Origin of the sequence: Yersinia alsatica, from assembly GCF_025133195.1 — a bacterium.
Lineage (GTDB): Bacteria > Pseudomonadota > Gammaproteobacteria > Enterobacterales > Enterobacteriaceae > Yersinia > Yersinia alsatica.
Map to the genome: position 1 here is coordinate 1,744,784 of NZ_CP104006.1, position 20,127 is coordinate 1,764,910.

Genomic DNA, 20,127 nt, shown 5'->3' on the forward strand with positions numbered 1-20,127 from the left:
GACACCAAGCTTTTTGCCTTCGTCTTAGTACAAAATGGTACTGTTTAGTAAAAATTGTGCTTTGGCCTTATTGCTAGGTGAATGCTACTTTTACTTCCTATTTATTTGCCTGAGATAGCCATGTCCATCACCCGTTACCCCCAGCTTGCCCACTGGGGCGCTTATACCGCAGTTGTCGAAGATGGCAAGCTGATTCGCTGTGAGCCTTTTGCTGACGATCCTAACCCTTCGCCCTTATTAGGCTCCATTACACCAATGGTTTATTCCGACAAACGTATCCGTAAACCGGCTATTCGCCGTTCATGGTTACAGCAGCGGGAAAAAAGTGACCGTACTCTGCGTGGGCGAGAAGATTTTGTTGAAGTGGACTGGGATGTCGCGCTGGATTTAGTGGCTGAAGAGAATCGCCGGGTGAGGGACAAATATGGCCCTTCAGGGCTATTTACCGGCTCTTATGGCTGGTCCTCTGCGGGGCGTTTACATCACGCACGTTCATTAGTCCGGCGTTTTTATTTCTCTGGCGGCGGGGGTGTTGATCAACTGGGTAACTACAGTTGGGGGTCAGCACAATTCTTCTTGCCCTATGTGATAGGCACTTTTAGCCCACTGACCGGCCGGGTGACCTCTTGGCCAAGTGTGGTCGAGCATTGCGAGCTGTTTATCGCCTTTGGTGGCCTGGCACTGAAAAATGCCCAAGTTTCTTCCGGTGGCTCGGCGGAACACTCATTAAAACCTTGGTTAGAGAAGCTGGCACAGAAGGGCACGCCGGTGATTAACATCAGCCCGATGCGGGATGACTGCCCAGCCTTTGTCAATGCAGAATGGATACCTATTCGCCCCAATACCGATGTCGCACTGATGCTGGCACTGGCTTATGAAATCCAGCGTGTTGAGGGGCAAGACGAGGCTTTCCTGGCTACCCATTGTGTCGGTTATGAGCAATTAGCTGATTACATCCGTGGGGTGAATGACGGCATTGCGAAAACCCCGGATTGGGCCAGTGAAATTACCGGCATTCCCGCGGCCAGAATTGCCCTGTTGGCGCAACAGCTGGTGGGGGTGCGCAGCTTTATGACCTGCTCATACTCGGTTCAGCGCGCACATCGTGGCGAGCAGCCCTATTGGATGGTTATTGCCTTGTCAGCCATGCTAGGGCAAGTGGGACTCCCGGGCGGCGGCTTCTCATTTGGTCACGGTTCCATGAATGGTGTGGGGAACCCACGAATAGACACTCCGGGGCCCAGTATGCCGGTGGGGAAAAATCCCTCAGGGCTGGCTATTCCGGTGGCACGAATTTGTGACATGTTGCTCCAGCCGGGGCAGACTTATCAGTTTCAGGGCGAAAATCATACTTACCCAGATATTCATTTGGTGCATTGGGCTGGCGGTAATCCTTTCCACCATCATCAGCAACTAAACCGGCTGGTGGAGGGGTGGCAAAAGCCGGATACCGTGATTGTGCAGGATATCTGGTGGACACCTGCGGCTAAAATGGCGGATATCGTGCTGCCAGTCACCAGTTCACTGGAACGTAATGATATTGGTGGTTCGTCCCGGGATCGATATGTATTGGCGATGCATCAGGCAATTGCACCGCAGCATCAGGCGCGCAATGATTTTGATATTTTTGCCGATCTAGCGGAAAGATTGGGTTATCGCGAGGCTTTCACTGAGAATCGGGATGAGATGGCGTGGATCCGGCAGATTTATCAAGAGTGCGGTGTAGCGCAGCAACCCCATGGGGTTGAATGGCCTGATTTTGACCAGTTCTGGCAACGCGGCCATGTTGATTTACCGGCTCCACAGAAAGAATTCGTCTTTTTTGATGCTTTCCGCGACGATCCTCATGCCAACCCACTGCAAACGCCGAGTGGTAAAATTGAGCTGTTCAGTGAAAAAATTGCCAGTTATCAATATGAAGACTTTGCCCCTCATGCTGAGTGGAAGCCGCCTATCGAATGGTTGGGAGCGCCGCAGGCAGAGCAATGGCCGCTGCATTTGATCTCTATCCAACCGGAGGACCGCCTACACAGTCAGCTTGATCCGGCGCCTTTGGCGCAGGGGAATAAAACTGCCGGTCGTGAAACTCTCTATATGCATCCACAAGATGCCGCCAGACGAGAGATTACCGAAGGCAGTGAGGTGAAAGTCAGTAATTTGCGCGGCCATTGTTTGGCGGGTGTTCGTCTCACGGACGGTGTTACCCGTGGAGTGGTAATCATGGCCACTGGTGCCTGGTTTGATCCCGGATTTGGTCACCAACAACATAAAGTTGAGCAATCCGGTAATCCTAATGTTCTGACACTGGATATTGGTACCTCTCGTTTGACGCAAGGCCCGAACGCCATGAGCTGTTTAGTTGAAGTCACGCTGAGTTAGTTGGCTACAGTATGTACAGCAATGAATTACAAACCTTTTCGGCCTACTGACAATGTTCACTACTGGTTACACTTTGCACGCAAATGTTGCGATTGCGTGCTGGCTGTAGTTTCACAGAAACGGATACAGTAGTGATCCCAGAGGTATTAATTGGTGAGTAATCAACATACGCTGTGTGTTAAAAGCCAGTTTTTTATTTGCACCGACCTACGCAGATGCGTAGGTTTTTTTTTATTTGTTATTTCCCGCCCGATTATCAGTGTGCTCTTACATAAAAACCCGCCAGAATTATAGTATCCTGTTTGCAACTTTCTTCATTCATTGTTCATTGACTTATAGGGAAATAGACATGGGTTATCGCATACTGCGTGCTCTTTTTCGTGGGTTATTCCGTGTCACTATTGATGGTGTCACCGACCAGTTCTCGCAGCAAAAACTGATTATTACGCCGAATCATGTCTCTTTCCTGGATGGGGCTTTATTAGCGCTGTTTCTGCCGATAAAACCGGTGTTTGCCGTCTATTCCAGTATTACTGAAAGCTGGTATATGCGCTGGTTAAAACCTTATGTGGATTTTGTGGCCCTCGATCCGACTAAGCCCATGGCAATCAAGCATTTAGTCAGAATGGTTGAGCAGGGCAGACCGGTCGTCATCTTCCCTGAAGGGCGCATCACTGTGACCGGTTCATTGATGAAAATCTATGATGGAGCCGCATTTATTGCCGCCAAATCAGGTGCCACGGTGGTTCCTATCCGCTTAGAAGGCCCTGAATTTACTCACTTTGGTCGGCTTGGCGAGGTGCTAAAAGTTCGCTGGTTCCCGAAAATCAGCATTCATGTGCTCCCTGCAACCACATTGCCTATGCCACAAGCCCCGCGAGCCCGTGATCGCCGCGTGCTGGCTGGTGAGCGCTTACATGCCATTATGATGGCGGCACGGATGGCGGTTCAGCCAAAAGAAACCCTGTTTGAAGCTTTGTTGTCGGCACAAACTCGCTATGGGCGCTTTAAACCCTGCATCGAAGATATTTCATTTAAAGAAGATAGTTATCAGACTTTGCTGAAGAAAATTCTAGGTGTCAGCCGTATTTTGCAACGTTTTACCGCGCCGGGGGAGCATGTCGGGATGTTGCTGCCAAATGCGACTATCACCGCAGCGGCGATTTTTGGTGCCTCGCTACGTGGCCGCATTCCTGCTCTGCTTAACTACACCTCCGGTGCCAAAGGTCTGAAAAGTGCCATTACTGCGGCATCATTGAAAACTATCGTGACCTCGCGCCAATTCTTGGAAAAAGGCAAACTGACACATTTACCTGAGCAGGTGACTGAGGCCAACTGGGTCTATCTGGAAGATTTAAAAGATACTGTCACTGTAGCGGATAAGTTATGGATTTTATTCTATTTATGCTGCCCGCGCCGGGCGATGGTGCCGCAGCAAGCGGATGACAGTGCCCTAATTTTGTTTACTTCAGGTTCAGAAGGTAATCCTAAAGGGGTGGTGCATTCACACGCCAGCTTATTGGCAAACGTCGAACAGATCCGCACTATTGCCGACTTCACACCGCGCGATCGTTTTATGTCGTCATTGCCGCTGTTTCATGCTTTTGGCCTGACGGTGGGCTTATTCACACCGCTAATGACCGGTAGCCGCGTATTTCTGTACCCAAGCCCACTGCATTACCGTGTGGTGCCTGAGCTGGTGTATGACCGCAACTGTACCGTGCTGTTTGGTACTTCAACCTTCTTGGGCAATTATGCCCGTTTTGCCCATCCCTATGATTTTGCTCGCTTGCGCTATGTGGTTGCTGGGGCTGAAAAGTTAGCTGACGGCACCAAACAGATTTGGCAGGACAAATTTGGCATCCGTATTCTGGAAGGGTATGGCGTGACTGAATGCGCGCCAGTGGTGGCGATTAACGTGCCAATGGCAGCCAAAGTGAACACTGTCGGCCGCATCTTGCCGGGTATGGAATCCAGATTAATTCACATTCCCGGTATTGAGCAGGGAGGCCGCTTGCAATTGCGTGGCCCGAATATTATGCGCGGCTACCTGCGGGTAGAAAACCCCGGCGTACTGGAACAGCCATCCGCAGAAAATATGCAGGGTGAGCTTGAAGCTGGCTGGTATGACACCGGAGATATTGTTGCTATTGATGACGACGGATTCTGCGCCATCCGTGGCCGCATGAAGCGTTTTGCTAAACTGGCAGGAGAGATGGTCTCACTAGAGAGTGTCGAACAGTTGGCACTGCGCATCTCGCCAGAAGGGCAGCATGCTGCGGCAACGAAAGCAGATAGTGCCAAAGGTGAAGCTCTGGTGCTGTTTACCACTGACAGTGAGATAACACGCGAGAAACTGATCAAAGCTGCCCGGGAAAGCGGGCTGCCTGAACTGGCGGTGCCGCGTGATATTCGACTAGTAAAAGCTTTGCCTCTGCTCGGAAGTGGCAAACCTGACTTTGTTACGTTAAGCAAAATGGCCGCAGATCCGGAGATGAGCGTATGAGTCAGCCAGCATTAACAGAGAAACCGTTATTATCCAGAGGCATGATTGCGGTGCTTTGTGCGCAGTTTTTCTCGGCTTTTGGTGACAATGCGCTACTTTTTGCCACTTTGGCATTAATTAAGCAGCAGTTATATCCCGACTGGAGCCAACCTATTTTACAAATGGCTTTCGTGGCGACCTATATCATTCTGGCACCTTTTGTCGGGCAGTTTGCCGATAGCTTCGCCAAAGGGCGGGTCATGATGGTAGCCAACGGCTTGAAACTGGCTGGCGCACTGGTTATCTGCTTTGGTTTCAATCCATTCTTGGGGTATAGCCTGGTTGGAGTGGGCGCTGCGGCCTATTCACCGGCTAAATATGGCATTCTGGGCGAAATCACCTCCGGCGAACAGTTGGTGAAAGCCAACGGCATGATGGAAGCTTCAACCATCGCCGCTATCTTACTGGGTTCGGTCGCCGGGGGCGTGCTGGCAGATTGGCACCTGGTGGTGGCATTGGGGGTTTGTGCGCTGGTTTATGCTATCGCCGTGGTCGCTAATCTGTTTATTCCACGATTAGCGGCAGCCCGGTCAGGTAACTCATGGCGGCCAACGGCTATGACCGGCAGCTTTTTTGCCGCTTGCCGCATTTTGTGGCGCGATGGTGAAACTCGCTTCTCACTGGCGGGAACCAGCCTGTTTTGGGGCGCGGGAGTCACATTACGTTTCCTGCTGGTGCTGTGGGTGCCCATCGCTCTGGGGATCACCGATAACGCCACTCCGACATTGCTAAATGCCATGGTCGCTATTGGGATTGTGTTGGGGGCTGGTGCTGCTGCGCGTTTTGTCACACTGAAAACCGTGAAGCGCTGTTTACCCGCCGGCGTGTTGATTGGCGTGGTGGTGGCTATTTTTGCCCTGCAACACAGTATGTCGATGGCGTATCTATTGTTGATTATTATCGGGATTTTGGGCGGCTTTTTTGTGGTTCCCCTCAATGCTCTATTGCAAGAACGCGGTAAACAGAGTGTCGGCGCGGGCAATGCCATTGCGGTACAAAATCTAGGCGAGAACACCGCGATGCTGTTGATGCTGGGGCTGTTTTCGCTGGTGGTGAAACTCGGTGTGTCGGTCATCGCCGTGGGTGTCGGTTTCGGCATGGTATTCGCCTTGGCGATAGCATTATTGTGGGGTTGGCAATGGCGGCAATTGCGCCGTAAAGTAGCCGAATGACAGGATGATAAAAACTATAAAGGCCGCATTAGCGGCCTTTTTGCTGCTTAAACTTGAGTGAAATTAAGGTGCAGGGAAGGTAAAGCGGGTATGAATCTCTTCCAATGCATTCAACACTTCCTGACTCAACACCACATTCTGGCTATCAATATTATTTTTCAGTTGCTCCAGAGTGGTGGCGCCCAACAATGTGCTGGCAACAAAAGGTTGTTGGCGCACGAAAGCCAGTGCCATTTGTGCCGGATCCAGTCCGTGATGTTGCGCCAGCGCGACATATTCGGCTATCGCTAACTGGGCTTGTGGCCCGGTATAACGAGTAAAACGGCTGAATAAGGTATTACGCGCCCCTGCTGGCTGTGCGCCATTGAGGTATTTACCGCTCAAGGTTCCGAACGCCAAACTGGAGTAGGCCAGCAGCTCAACCCCTTCGTGCTGGCTAATTTCGGCCAGACCGACTTCAAAGCTACGGTTAAGTAAGCTGTAAGGGTTTTGAATGGAAACAATGCGCGGTAAATCGTGTTTTTCTGCCAATTGCAGATAGCGCATGACACCCCAAGGTGTTTCATTCGAGACACCGATATAACGGATTTTACCGGCCCGCACCTGTTCATTCAGCGCTTCCAGTGTCTCTAGCAAGGTGACAACCGCGGTCTGCTCGCTGTAGCGATAACTCAATTTGCCGAAACAGTTGGTTTCCCGTTGCGGCCAATGTAGCTGGTAAAGATCAAGATAATCGGTATTGAGGCGTGTGAGGCTAGCATCCAGCGCAGCGCGGATATTTTTCCGGTCCAGTGCCATATTAGGGCGAATAGGTTTATCGCTCCCGCGTGATGGCCCAGAGACTTTGCTGGCTAAAATAATTTTATCTCGACTACCGCGAGCTTTTATCCAGCTACCAATATATTGCTCGGTCAACCCTTGGGTTTCCGGCTTTGGCGGCACAGGGTACATTTCTGCGGTATCGATCAAGTTAACACCGGCTGCAACGGCATAATCCAGTTGAGCATGGGCATCGGCTTCACTGTTTTGTTCACCAAAAGTCATGGTGCCCAGACCCAGCAGGCTTACTTCTAATGAACTGTGGGGAATACGATGATATTGCATTGCCGACCTTCCTTAATGTCTGAAATTATCAGGCCATACCCTGCGTTCTCGACGTTGCGACGCCAATTATTTGGGGTATAAGTCAAACCCGCCTTATCCGACTATAACGAAGCGCTGCGGCAGGGGGAAGAGGACAAGACAAAAGTACAAAAAAAAGGGAAAGAGGGGTGCGGCTGACCGCACCCGAAAAGTATTATGCTTCTTTTTTACTGGCGGACTTATTTTTTTTCCCGCGCATGAGATTCAGGGTTTCAACACCCATTGAGAAGAACATGGCGAAATAAATGTAACCTTTTGGAATATGAATCTGGAAACTCTCCAGCATCAGCGTAAAGCCGACCAGAATCAGGAAAGACAACGCCAACATTTTGACTGATGGGTGGCGGTTAACAAATTCACCAATTGGTCTGGCAGCAAACATCATCACGCCCACTGATATGACGACAGCAGCCATCATAATAAATAGGTGGTCTGACAGCCCAACGGCGGTTATTACCGAGTCCAGGCTGAAGATAATGTCCAGCAGCATAATTTGCACGATGGCGGCGAAGAAAGAGCTGACATTACTGGTGTGCTCAGTATCACTGCCCTCAATGGTTTCATGAATTTCTTTACTGGCCTTCCAAATCAGGAATAGCCCCCCCAATAGCAAAATCAAATCCCGCATCGAGACACCGTGACCCGCCACCGTAAATAGCGGTTCAGTCAGGCGAATAACCCAGGCAATAGAGGCAAGCAGCGCCAGACGCATTAGCATCGCACCAGCCAAACCTAGGCGGCGAGCTTTGTTCTGTTGTGCTTTAGGTAATTTTGCCACCACCAAAGAAAGGAAAATAATATTGTCTATCCCAAGAACAATCTCAAGGATAGTTAACGTGCCTAGCGCCAACCAGGCATTTGGATCGGCAACCCATTCAAACATTGCGCCTACACACCTTACAGAAACACAAAAATACAATTATACGCTTTTATTTATTAATCGGAACATATCCGCGGTAATTGGTGCAGCAATAAAGTCGTTAATGAACGAACCTGCGGCTACAACAAAAAGTGGCGTGCCAGCATCGGGCCGGTGAAGGTTTTTTTCAGATAGAAGCCGCGGGGCAGCGTCATGATGGGCTGTCCTTGCTCACCGATAGCTTCGGTTAAGGCACGGCTATTGGCCGCTTTGGGCCGCAGTTGCAATACTTCACCATGGCGGGCGGTGATGGTCTCGACTTTACCCAAAACGATAAGATCCATTAACTCTTCCCAGTCACGGCGCAGTAATTCTTCCTCTGCTTCGTTTGGGCTCCACAGTAAAGGCGCACCAACTCTGCGTTCAGCTAAAGGGATTTGCCGTTCACCTTCAACAGGAACCCATAGCACTCTGGCCAGTTTATGCCGCACATGGCTGCTTTCCCAGGTAATACCGCTATTACCGGTGAGGGGGGCGACACAGACGAAAGTGGTCTCCAGTGGTTTGCCCTGAGCGCTGATAGGGATAGTTTTCAGCTCAATGCCAATATCAGCAAAGTCTTGTTCAGGTTTGCTGCCGGCACTAGCACCCAGATAGAACTCCAGCAACATGCCGACCCAACCTTTAACGCGTTTTAAGTCTGCTGGAATAACCCACTGTGCTCGAGTTGCCAATTCGCCAAGGGTAAAACCTGACAAGGCCTGAGCTCGTTGAAAAAGTTGATGTTCATCAGTAGGTGGTGCCGGGGGCAGTGAATAAACAGACATGGGCGGAAACCTGCTAAAGTCGGTTAAAAAACAAGCTGAAATAAAAGTGGCGGTGGATGTATTGTTGTCCAGCACGGCCGAAATGAATAATAGCATGATTTAACGGAAGTTTTCTTTCCTCCCTCTGAGCAAATACTTTTATTCTGGTTATCTTGTGCACCTACTGACAGTAATAATGAACAGGATCTTACACCTATTTATCCACAGATTTATGGGATAACCTCAGTAAATCACGATCACTGGTTCAATTTACAGGCTTGACGGCAGGTTTTTTTGCGAGTTTTGCTCTTTTTTGCATAACTTTGCCCCATTATCTGTGGATAAAAACGACATTGATGGATCTTTAGCCAGTGCCAGATCCAAAACGGACATAGATCACATTTTTGCGTGGTAAATACCTGTGGGAAACCTGTTATTTTGTTGAAATTAATCATTTATTTTTTTAGATATTTTTGACGTATAATTACGTTAAAATGAGTTGTACCTGCTTTTCCCTAGAGTTCTGCACACCTATATCCACAGAAAAAGTGAATAAAATAGTGCGCGCAGCCTCTAGGGTGTTTATAACTTTGCTAATATCTGTGAGTTATCCCAAAGTTATCAGGTTTCGCTGGCGGATAAGCAGTGGTTTACCGCCTGTTGCTAGTGTGAAACAATCAGAGCATCTTTGAGTTTTAAGCTTATCGAGGTAGTCCGGTGATCGATGATGATGGCTACCGCCCGAACGTGGGTATCGTAATTTGTAATCGGCAGGGAGAAGTGTTGTGGGCCAGGCGTTACGGTCAGCACTCTTGGCAGTTTCCTCAAGGGGGGATAAACCCCGGTGAAACACCAGAGCAGGCAATGTATCGCGAACTTTTTGAAGAAGTAGGACTTAACAAAAAGGATGTCCGAATTCTGGCTTCAACCCGTAACTGGTTACGTTACAAATTACCTAAGCGTTTGGTGCGTTGGGATACAAAGCCGGTATGCATCGGCCAAAAACAGCGATGGTTTCTACTACAGTTAATGTGTAATGAAGCCGATATAAACATGCAGCGCAGCAGTACCCCGGAGTTTGATGGCTGGCGCTGGGTCAGTTATTGGTACCCGGTGCGTCAGGTGGTGTCTTTTAAACGTGATGTTTATCGTCGTGTAATGAAAGAGTTTGCGCCAACCGTAATGCCTGTGCAGGAGGTCGCTCCGCCACGGGTACCGCCCGCTTATCGCCGTAAAAGAGGTTAAGTTAAGCCGATCATGCTCACGCGTTTGCGAGAAATAGTTGAGAAAGTGGCGATGGCAACCACTCTAACAGATGCGTTAGAGCTGTTGGTCAATGAAACCTGTCTGGCGATGGACACGGAAGTTTGCTCGATTTATCTGGCAGACAATGACCGCCGTTGTTATTACCTGATGGCGACACGGGGTTTGAAAAAGCCCCGTGGTCGCACTATTACGCTGGCTTTTGACGAAGGTATTGTCGGGTTGGTAGGGCGTCTGGCCGAGCCAATTAACCTGGCGGATGCACAGAGTCACCCAAGTTTTAAATATGTTCCGCAAGTTAAAGAGGATCGCTTCCGGGCGTTTCTCGGGGTGCCTATTATCTATCGCCGCCAGTTGCTCGGCGTGCTGGTGGTTCAACAGCGTGAGCATCGTCAGTTTGATGAGAGCGAAGAGTCGTTCATGGTCACGCTGGCGACACAGCTGGCAGGCATTCTGTCTCAATCTCAGCTTAATGCGATTTTTGGCCAATACCGCCAAACCCGAATCCGCGCACTGGCTGCGGCGCCCGGTGTTGCTGTGGCTGAAGGGTGGCAGGATACATCGCAACCGTCCCTCGATTTGGTTTACGAAGCCTCGACACTCGATCCGGCTCTGGAACGTGAACGCCTGACCCAGGCATTGGAAGAGGCTGCGGCTGAATTCCGCCGTTTCAGTAAGCGCTTTGCCGCCAGCTCGCAAAAAGAGAGCGCGGCGATTTTTGATCTCTACTCCCACTTGCTAAATGATGCCCGCCTAAAACGCGAGCTTTTCGCTCAGATTGATGCCGGTTCGGTGGCAGAATGGGCGGTTAAGCAGGTGGTTGAACAATTTGCCGCGCAATTTGCCAGCCTGCAAGACACTTACATGCGTGAGCGTGCCAGTGACTTGCGCGCGTTGGGGCAGCGCTTATTGTTCCATCTCGATGATACAACCTCCGGAGCCAGCCAATGGCCGGAGCGTTTTATTCTGGTGGCCGATGAGCTAACCGCGACGCTACTGGCTGAAGTACCACAGGATCGCCTGGCGGGGGTCGTGGTGCGCGATGGCGCTGCTAACTCCCATGCCGCCATTTTAGTGCGCGCCATGGGGATCCCAACGGTAATGGGCGCTGACATTCAACCTGCGCTGCTTAATCAGCGGTTATTGATTGTCGATGGCTATCGTGGTGAGGTGCTGGTTGATCCAGAGCCCGTGCTGGTTAAAGAGTATCAGCGGCTGGTGACTGAAGAGATCGAGCTCAGTAAACTGGCGGAAGATGACGTCGAGCAACCTGCGGCGCTAAAAAGTGGTGAGCGGATTCAAGTCATGCTTAATGCCGGCCTTAGCCCGGAACATGAGCAACTGCTGGGTGGGCGAGTTGATGGTGTCGGCCTGTACCGCACTGAAATTCCTTTTATGCTACAAAGCGGCTTCCCATCAGAAGAAGAACAAGTGGCCCAGTATCAAGGCATGTTACAGCTTTACCCGAATAAACCGGTCACGCTGAGAACACTGGATATTGGTGCAGACAAACAACTGCCTTACATGCCCATTAGCGAAGAGAACCCTTGCCTGGGTTGGCGCGGTATTCGTGTCACGCTGGATCAGCCAGAGATCTTTTTGATCCAGGTGAGAGCGATGCTCCGTGCCAATGCTGGAACCGGTAATCTGGGGATCTTATTGCCGATGATCACCAGTCTTGAAGAGGTGGATGAGGCAAAACGTCTGATTGACCGCGCCGGGCGTGAAGTGCAGGAAGTCTTAGGTTATGAATTGCCACAGCCAAAATTGGGCGTGATGATTGAGGTTCCAGCCATGATTTTCATGCTGCCTTATCTGAAATCTCGGGTAGATTTTATCTCGGTTGGCACTAACGATTTGACGCAATATTTGCTGGCTGTCGATCGCAATAATACCCACGTAGCTTCACTGTATGACAGCTTACACCCCGCGATGCTGCAAGTGCTGAGCCACATTTTGACTCAGGCGGCACAGTCTGGCCTCCAGGTGAGTCTCTGTGGTGAAATGGCCGGTGACCCCATGGGCGCGTTGCTGCTGGTGGGGTTGGGTTACCGTAATCTCAGTATGAATGGCCGCAGTGTAGCGCGTATAAAATACTTACTGCGCAATATCGAGTTAGCGGATGCACAGGCATTGGCTGAGCGAGTGCTTACTGCCCAAATGACTACTGATGTGCGTCATTTAACGGCGGCATTTATGGAGCGTAGAGGATTGGGCGGATTAATCCGTGGTGGGAAATAGCCCTTTTTCCTTCGCGTTGTTAGCTGCTCTTGCTTGCCCGAATCACTGCTTTGAGTCAGCTCAGCGGCATGATGAGAGTCATTCTTCGGGCCAGCACTTGCTGCTTAGCTGCGGTGCCAATGAATTTGGCTATACCCATAAACACATTGCGCCGGGGCGTTTATTTTTCAGGGTGAGCATTGTTTACAGAACTTTTCTCTGGCGACTTTCCAGAGTTCCTCGGCCCTATGCTATTATGCGCTACCTGTAGCCCTAACCGGGCAAGAACAATAGACATTTCGTGGTGATAGATGAGCAATAGCTATCTGGCGTTTCCTAAATTTGATCCGGTCATTTTCTCAATTGGCCCGGTTTCCCTCCATTGGTATGGCCTGATGTATTTGGTGGGCTTTGTCTTTGCCATGTGGTTGGCGGTTCGTCGGGCCAATAAACCAGGCAGTGGCTGGACCAAAGAAGAAGTCGAAAACCTCCTTTATGCCGGCTTCCTTGGGGTGTTTGTTGGTGGCCGTGTCGGCTATGTTCTGTTCTATAACCTGCCGATGTTCCTCGACAATCCACTGTATCTGTTCAAGGTATGGGATGGCGGCATGTCATTCCACGGTGGTTTGATTGGTGTTATCTGTGTGATGCTGTGGTTTGCCCGCCGCACCAAACGCCATTTCTTCCAAGTTTCTGATTTTATTGCTCCTTTAATACCATTTGGCTTGGGTGCTGGCCGTTTAGGTAATTTTATTAATGGCGAACTGTGGGGCCGTGTCACGACAGATACCCCGTGGGCCATGCTCTTCCCAACTTCTCGTGGTGAAGATATTGCGATTGTTGCCGCAGACCCGGCAAAATGGCAGGCGATTTTCAACCAATACGGTGTATTACCGCGTCACCCTTCGCAACTGTATGAAATGCTGCTGGAAGGGGTGGTATTGTTTATTATCCTAAATCTGTTTATCCGCAAGCCGCGCCCAATGGGCAGTGTGTCTGGCCTGTTCCTGATTGGTTATGGCGCGTTCCGTATTATTGTGGAATGTTTCCGCCAACCAGATGCTCAGCTCGGCTTGTTCGACGGCGTGATCAGCATGGGGCAGATCTTATCTGTACCTATGATTCTGGCCGGTATCATTATGATGATTTGGGCGTATCGCCGTCCTGCGCAACAACTTTCGTGAGGTAATATGAAACAGTATCTGGATTTGATGAAAAAAGTGCTGGCAGAAGGCACTGCTAAAGATGACCGTACCGGTACTGGGACGGTGTCAATTTTTGGGCATCAGATGCGTTTCAATTTACAAGATGGTTTCCCGCTGGTGACCACTAAACGTTGCCATTTGCGTTCAATCATTCATGAGCTGTTATGGTTCCTCAATGGCGATACCAATATTGCTTATTTGAAGGAAAATAACGTCTCAATTTGGGATGAGTGGGCTGATGAAAACGGCGACCTTGGCCCAGTTTATGGCAAGCAGTGGCGCGCCTGGGGCGCAGCAGATGGCCGTAAAATTGATCAGTTGAGTAACGTGGTTCAACAGTTGAAGCAAGACCCAAATTCTCGCCGAATCATTGTTTCTGCTTGGAATGTGGGCGAATTGGATCAAATGGCATTGGCGCCATGCCATGCTTTCTTCCAGTTCTATGTTGCTGACGGCAAGCTGTCTTGCCAGTTATATCAACGTTCTTGCGATGTGTTCCTTGGGTTGCCATTTAACATTGCCAGCTATGCATTGCTGATTCATATGATGGCACAGCAATGTGATTTGGAAGTGGGTGATTTTGTCTGGACTGGGGGCGATACGCACCTCTACAGCAACCACATAGAACAAACACAACTGCAATTGAGCCGCGAACCGCGAGCATTGCCGAAACTGATTATCAAACGTAAACCTGATTCATTGTTTGACTATCGTTTTGAAGATTTTGAGATTGAGGGATATGATCCTCATCCGGGAATCAAAGCACCGATTGCTATTTAGTTCTTTGACTGGGGCCGCAATGGCCCCAGTTTTATATTCATCGCTTCTCTACTATTTGCCTTCTCTATCGCCCCCCACACTTAATAAAAACTGCGAGCTGCTGCGCAATTTCTACTGCATTTCTGTCGCCATAAATAAAATCCTGCGCACCCTTTCCAAGATTGGTTATGAGTGACTGGCACGCAAATTTTAGCGATGTAGACTCGCGACATGGAAATTAAAAAATCACTAAAAAATGGTTGTTTTAAAAGAAACAATATTTTTATAAAACAAAAAGGTATCAGTCTTATTGAATTGCTGCTGGTCATTGCATTGATTGGTTCAATGACCGCATGGGGAGCCCAAAGTTGGCATCATTATCAACAGCGCGAAAGGCTCGCGGATAGCGCCCGCCAGTTACTCGCTTTCTTAATACACTTACAGGCTGAAGCTAATCGCGGCAACTACACGGCACTATTGTGGGCGCAACCTGATGGACAGGGGTGCTTAAGCAGTGGCGATAAGTCTGTGATGCCCTGTTCCACACTAGCAGGCTCAGTGTTTACTCCTCCTTATCCTGATGTGAGTATCGCGATTTCTTTAAAAAAAGAGATTGGTTTCTTTGGTGTGAGGAACACAGCACAAGCTGGAAATATCATCCTCAGTAGCCCGGCAGGGCGTATCCGGCTAGTTATTTCCAGCCGTGGGCGAATGAGGTTGTGCAGTGAAGAACAGTCAATGGCAGGGATTCATTTATGCCAATAATGATGACAAAAAAGTCAGCCACATCAGACCATTTTTTACAGAAATATATGGCTGGTTTTACTCTGCCGGAAATGATGCTGGCATTGAGTATTGGCAGCTTGATCATTATGGCCGCCACACAGACTTTCCCAAAGTTGCGTCAGCAAATATCACTCTTGCAGCAGCATTATCATCTGGAATTAACTCTGAGTCAGGTTATGGCAGCACTGGAAAAAGACTTAAGGCGAGCAGGATTTTGTCATGGCGAGTGTCAGGGAAAGGCGGTGACCACACATAATTATCCAGGAGAGATAGCGAACTCTTGTTTGATAGTGGCTTATGACCTCAATCGCAATGGTCGATGGGAAGGGGAGAAACATCCACAATCTGAATATTTTGGTTATCGTCTACGTAATAAAGCCTTAGAAGGCCAGCGTGGTGAACTGAATTGTTCTGCTCGTGGTTGGGAAAAACTCTTTGATCCACAAGAGATTATTATCACACACTTTTCTGTGAGCCGATTAGCCCTGCAAACCTCGGAACAGGTTTATCTGGTGCAATTGGCAGGGCAAAGAAAAAGTCATCCGGCAATCAATCACCAGCTGACTTACACCATTCGTGGCCATAACTTATGAAGCCGAATCACCAACAAGGAGCAAGTACCTTAGCTGCTGTCGCCACACTTTTTGTACTGGGGCTATTTTTGCTATCAGCGCTGCACCGGCAATTGGATAATATCCAGCAAATCACCGCTGAGGAGCAGCGGCATTTACGGGCCTTCAACCAAGCGGCGTCGTCATTAAACTGGGGGCTTAAACAACATTGGTTATTCGCACTGCCGTGGCTAGCGGGAACAACATGGCATTGTAATGAGCATCAACAATATGGCTTAAAAGCTTGTATTAAACCGGCCTCGTTGACAGGCTTTTTTATCTTAAGAGGTGAGAGCCAATCCGCTGGAGCGCCAGTGATGCTGTATCAACGTGTTAAATTGCATGCAGTTACAGAGCATAGCGGTGGCTATCAATTGATCAAAACTGCGCATGGTTGGTTGGATTTTTGTCCTGATAAGGATGCTCAATTTTGTCTTTACTGAAATGCCGTTACCAGCAGCAACCCGCCAAGACCCTATATTGCCGGAGTGAGCAGCAAGGTTTTAGCCTACCCGAGGTGTTAATTGCAGCGCTGTTTTTCACGGTTTCGCTACTGGGATTGTTGCAATACCATCAGGCACTCTTACAGGGATTCTCTTCCTTATGGCAACAACGGCAGGCTTGGTCTTTGCTGAATCAACATATTGAAAGTGGCGGAGATAAGAGACCTACTGCGTCATCTATTTCTGGCGCGAAATCCCACTGGCGCTATCAACAATTTATGACCAAAGTTGACGGAGAGTGCGCAGAGTTTAATTTTACCCTAGTAATCAGACCGAAATAGCAGGCCGAGCTAAGCCGTTGGTTCTGTTCTTAGAACGGTTGATATCCCCGCGGCCTCAAGAACGAAAGGGGAGATAATAGAGGTAAGCTATTGCGCTTACTCATTATCAAGTTAGAGTATTAAACCTCAGGATTTATCTGCAAGTGATAATCAGTTGGTTTAATCATTTACGGATATCTCCATAGTGCCTTAAGGGAGTCATCATGTTCACGGTCTATCATTCTAATCAATTGGATCTACTTAAGGCGCTAACGACTGCGCTGATAGAACGAGAGCCGTTGGATAACCCTTTCGAACAAGAAGTGGTGCTGGTTCAAAGCCCCGGTATGGCGCAATGGCTGCAAATGCAACTGGCGCAACAATTCAGTATCGCAGCCAATATTGAGTTTCCTCTGCCTGCAACCTTTATCTGGGAGATGTTTACCCGTGTATTACCGGGAATCCCAAAGGAAAGTGCATTCAGTAAAGATGCGATGACATGGAAACTCATGTGGTTGTTGCCTGATTTATTGGAAAATCCGGCATTCTCCCCCATGAAACGCTATTTAAGTGACGATAGCGATAAACGTAAAATCCACCAGCTTGCAGCACGTGTTGCCGACCTTTTTGACCAATATCTGGTGTATCGTCCAGAGTGGCTTGAAAGTTGGGAGCGTGGTCAACTCATTGATAATCTGGATGATGCACAGCAATGGCAAGCTTTATTGTGGGTCGAACTCACGCGCTATACCCGCCAGTTAGAACAACCTGAATGGCATCGAGCCAATCTTTATCAGCGTTTTATTCGCACACTACTTGAATCCGAGGTTTGCCCCGCGGGGCTGCCAAAACGTGTGTTTATTTGCGGCATCTCGGCATTACCGCCCATCTACTTACAGGCCTTGCAGGCGCTGGGTAAACACATTGATATTCACCTGATGTTTACTAACCCATGCCGTTATTTCTGGGGTGATATTCAGGATTATGCTTTTTTGGCTAAATTGCAGAGCCGTAAGCGCAGGCATTATCGTGAATCGATAGACGTAAAGCTATTTCGCAATCCTGAGCAGGCAGAACAGTTATTTAATGCTGATGGTGAGCAGGATCTCAGTAACCCGCTGTTAGCTTCGTGGGGGCGGCTGGGACGAGACCATATGTATTTATTGTCTCAGGTTGATGAAATCCAAGAGGTTCATGCCTTTGTTGATATCGAACCGGACAATTTATTGCATGGTATTCAGCACGATATGCTGGAGTTAGAAGACCACGCCATTATTGGCACCACTGCGGAAACCTTAGCCCGCAGTGACCAAAAGCGGGAGTTACAACTCACAGACCGTTCTCTCAGCTTGCACGTTTGTCACAGCCCCCAACGTGAAGTTGAAGTCTTACAAGATAATCTATTGCGATTATTAGCCGCCGACCCAGAGCTGACCCCGCGCGACATCATTGTGATGGTGGCAGACATTGACAGCTATACCCCCTATATTCAGGCCACATTTGGTAATGTGACCGGGGAGCGTTATTTGCCGTTTGCCATCTCTGACCGCAAAGCCAGTCAAGCTCATCCCGCTCTACAGGCATTTATTACGCTACTGGATTTGCCTCAGAGCCGTTTTACCTCAGAGCAAGTTCTGGCTTTGTTGGAAGTCCCCGCCTTAGCGAACAAATTTGGCATTACTGAAGATGGATTACGCCGTCTGCGGCAGTGGGTTGGGGAGTCTGGCATCCGTTGGGGATTAGATGACGACAATGTGCGAGAGTTGTCTCTGCCCGCAACTGGCCAACATACTTGGCATTTTGGTATTACTCGCATGCTGTTGGGTTACGCCATGGACAGCACCGCTGGCGATTGGCAGGGTGTTTTACCCTATGACGAATCTAGTGGCTTGGCAGCAGAGCTTGCTGGGCAATTGGCTGATATGTTGATGCAATTGAGTCAATGGCGGCAGCAATTAAGCGAATCTCGCGCACTTAGTGAATGGCTACCACTATGCCGCCAATTATTGGATACCTTTTTTGAAGCAGATAATGAAACCGAAGCGGTTTTAGTCTTGATTGAGCAGCAGTGGCAGAAAGTTATCAGTTACGGTATTGCTGCTCAATATCCAGATATCGTGCCACTTAATTTGCTGCGGGATGAGCTGGCCTCTCGTCTGGATAATGAACGTATTAGCCAACGTTTCCTTGCCGGGCCCATTAATTTCTGCACCTTGATGCCAATGCGTTCTATCCCGTTTAAAGTTGTTTGCTTATTAGGTATGAACGACGGCGTTTATCCAAGAACTCTGCCTCCGCTTGGTTTTGATTTAATGGCAAAACAGGTTCGCCGCGGTGATCGTAGCCGCCGTGACGATGACCGCTATCTGTTCCTTGAAGCACTGCTCTCCGCCCAGCAACAGCTTTATATCAGTTATATCGGGCGTTCGATTCAAGACAACAGCAAGCGCTACCCTTCAGTGCTGGTCAGTGAATTGATTGAATACATTTCACAAAGTTATCGCTTGCCGGGTGATGAAGCGCTCACTGCTGATGACAGTGCCAAACGTGTGATTCAACATTTACTTTGTTGGCACGCACGTATGCCATTTTCAGCAGAAAACTTTATTCAAGATAGCGAATTGCAGAGCTATGCCGCTGAATGGTTGCCTTCTGCTGAGTCTCGTGGGCAAGCACATCCACAGTTTAATCAACCCTTGTCACCTGAGCCATTAGCTGAAATTACACTGGATGAATTAATCCGTTTTTACCGCCATCCGGTACGGGCATTCTTTCAGCTACGGCTGGGCGTAAATTTTGTTATCGAAGAGACAGAATTGCCTGATGAAGAGCCATTTACCTTAGATAACCTTAATCGCTATCAGTTTAATACCCAGTTGTTGAATGCGTTGATAGAAGACAGTGATATCACTACCGTGTTTTCTCGTGCCCGTGCCGCAGGTAACCTGCCTTATGGCTCCTTCGGTGAGCTTTACTGGGAAAGTCAGCAAGAGGAAATGGTGCCACTAGCGCAACAGATTCGAGGCGAGCGTACAGAGAGCCGCAGTATTGAGCTAAATATTGAATTGGGGGATACCACTCTTACAGGATGGATCCATCAGATTCAGGAGGATGGCTTAATTCGTTGGCGCCCCGCAGCTCTCACCGCAGTCGATGGGCTTCTGTTGTGGGTTGAGCATTTGGTGTATTGCGCAGCAGGAGGAGAAGGAGAAAGCCGAATGTATGGCCGCAAAGGGACGGCATGGCGCTATGCTCCTCTCAGTTGCGATGAAGCCCGGCAATATTTACAGCAGCTAATTACTGGGTATCAACAAGGTATGTGCGAACCTCTGCTGCTACTGAGCAAAAGTGGTTGGGCATGGTTGAGCCAATGCTTTGATCGTGAGTCTGGCCAGATTCAATGGGATGAAGAAACACAAACTAAAGCCAGAATGAAACTTTTGCAGGTTTGGCAAGGTGATCAGCGGATCGCCGGGGAAGGTGAGGATCACTACATACAGCGGGTGTTCCGCCTACTAGATAACCAACATCTCGACATGATATTACACGAAACAGAACGTTATTTATTACCAATAGCCCGCCATAATAAGGCGTGAGGTACTGGTTATCATCAAAG

General features: G+C 49.1%; 15 protein-coding genes. 12 read left to right on the top strand and 3 right to left on the bottom strand.

Annotation, left to right across the window (positions count from 1 at the left end):
• Positions 1-120: 120 nt before the first annotated feature.
• From N0H69_RS07640 to lplT, 3 genes are all read left to right on the top strand, one after another.
• Entirely contained in the window at positions 121-2,379 is a 2,259-nt protein-coding gene (locus N0H69_RS07640) for a molybdopterin guanine dinucleotide-containing S/N-oxide reductase (protein WP_145529534.1), read from the top strand.
• A gap of 349 nt (positions 2,380-2,728) precedes the next feature.
• Positions 2,729-4,885, top strand: coding sequence for a bifunctional acyl-ACP--phospholipid O-acyltransferase/long-chain-fatty-acid--ACP ligase (gene aas / locus N0H69_RS07645; protein WP_050152391.1), 2,157 nt, complete (start codon positions 2,729-2,731; stop codon positions 4,883-4,885).
• The gene (gene lplT, locus N0H69_RS07650; RefSeq protein WP_050152392.1) at positions 4,882-6,096 is read left to right on the top strand and encodes a lysophospholipid transporter LplT; all 1,215 of its coding nucleotides are present in this window, start codon (positions 4,882-4,884) and stop codon (positions 6,094-6,096) included. Before aas ends, lplT begins: the two co-directional genes overlap by 4 nt.
• A 63-nt stretch (positions 6,097-6,159) precedes the next feature.
• Here lplT and N0H69_RS07655 read toward each other — a convergent pair whose 3' ends face one another.
• The 3 genes from N0H69_RS07655 to mutH form a co-directional block, all read right to left on the bottom strand.
• Positions 6,160-7,200 (bottom strand): NADP(H)-dependent aldo-keto reductase, encoded by a 1,041-nt coding sequence (locus N0H69_RS07655; RefSeq protein ID WP_050152393.1) that lies wholly within the window; start codon positions 7,198-7,200, stop codon positions 6,160-6,162.
• A 193-nt stretch (positions 7,201-7,393) separates the two neighbouring features.
• Complete coding sequence (locus tag N0H69_RS07660) at positions 7,394-8,122, bottom strand: TerC family protein (RefSeq protein WP_050109952.1); 729 nt, start codon at positions 8,120-8,122, stop codon at positions 7,394-7,396.
• Positions 8,123-8,238: 116 nt separating this feature from the next.
• Positions 8,239-8,925 carry a DNA mismatch repair endonuclease MutH gene (gene mutH / locus N0H69_RS07665; protein ID WP_050109951.1) on the bottom strand — a complete coding sequence of 229 codons (687 nt, stop codon included), beginning with the start codon at positions 8,923-8,925 and terminating at the stop codon, positions 8,239-8,241.
• Between the two features lie 696 nt (positions 8,926-9,621).
• On the opposite strand from mutH, the gene rppH reads away from it, so the two are divergent.
• From rppH to recC, 9 genes are all read left to right on the top strand, one after another.
• Positions 9,622-10,149, top strand: coding sequence for an RNA pyrophosphohydrolase (rppH, locus tag N0H69_RS07670; protein WP_019211575.1), 528 nt, complete (start codon positions 9,622-9,624; stop codon positions 10,147-10,149).
• 12 nt (positions 10,150-10,161) lie between these two features.
• On the top strand, positions 10,162-12,408 hold the full coding sequence (ptsP, locus tag N0H69_RS07675; protein ID WP_050124015.1) for a phosphoenolpyruvate--protein phosphotransferase: 2,247 nt from the start codon (positions 10,162-10,164) through the stop codon (positions 12,406-12,408).
• 290 nt (positions 12,409-12,698) lie between these two features.
• On the top strand, positions 12,699-13,571 hold the full coding sequence (gene lgt, locus N0H69_RS07680; protein WP_050109948.1) for a prolipoprotein diacylglyceryl transferase: 873 nt from the start codon (positions 12,699-12,701) through the stop codon (positions 13,569-13,571).
• A 6-nt stretch (positions 13,572-13,577) separates the two neighbouring features.
• Positions 13,578-14,372, top strand: a complete 795-nt coding sequence (gene thyA, locus N0H69_RS07685; RefSeq protein WP_050109947.1) for a thymidylate synthase — start codon at positions 13,578-13,580, stop codon at positions 14,370-14,372.
• Positions 14,373-14,582: 210 nt separating this feature from the next.
• Positions 14,583-15,116: a prepilin peptidase-dependent protein gene (locus N0H69_RS07690; RefSeq protein WP_050152394.1), complete on the top strand. Its 534-nt coding sequence runs from the start codon at positions 14,583-14,585 to the stop codon at positions 15,114-15,116.
• Positions 15,116-15,730, top strand: a complete 615-nt coding sequence (locus tag N0H69_RS07695) for a prepilin peptidase-dependent protein (RefSeq protein WP_145534700.1) — start codon at positions 15,116-15,118, stop codon at positions 15,728-15,730. The genes N0H69_RS07690 and N0H69_RS07695 overlap by 1 nt, the downstream gene beginning before the upstream one ends.
• Positions 15,727-16,191, top strand: a complete 465-nt coding sequence (locus N0H69_RS07700) for a YgdB family protein (protein ID WP_050146546.1) — start codon at positions 15,727-15,729, stop codon at positions 16,189-16,191. The genes N0H69_RS07695 and N0H69_RS07700 overlap by 4 nt, the downstream gene beginning before the upstream one ends.
• Positions 16,188-16,532 carry a prepilin-type N-terminal cleavage/methylation domain-containing protein gene (locus N0H69_RS07705; RefSeq protein WP_151419890.1) on the top strand — a complete coding sequence of 115 codons (345 nt, stop codon included), beginning with the start codon at positions 16,188-16,190 and terminating at the stop codon, positions 16,530-16,532. Before N0H69_RS07700 ends, N0H69_RS07705 begins: the two co-directional genes overlap by 4 nt.
• Positions 16,533-16,735: 203 nt before the next feature.
• Positions 16,736-20,107 carry an exodeoxyribonuclease V subunit gamma gene (recC, locus tag N0H69_RS07710; RefSeq protein ID WP_050152397.1) on the top strand — a complete coding sequence of 1,124 codons (3,372 nt, stop codon included), beginning with the start codon at positions 16,736-16,738 and terminating at the stop codon, positions 20,105-20,107.
• Positions 20,108-20,127: the final 20 nt, after the last annotated feature.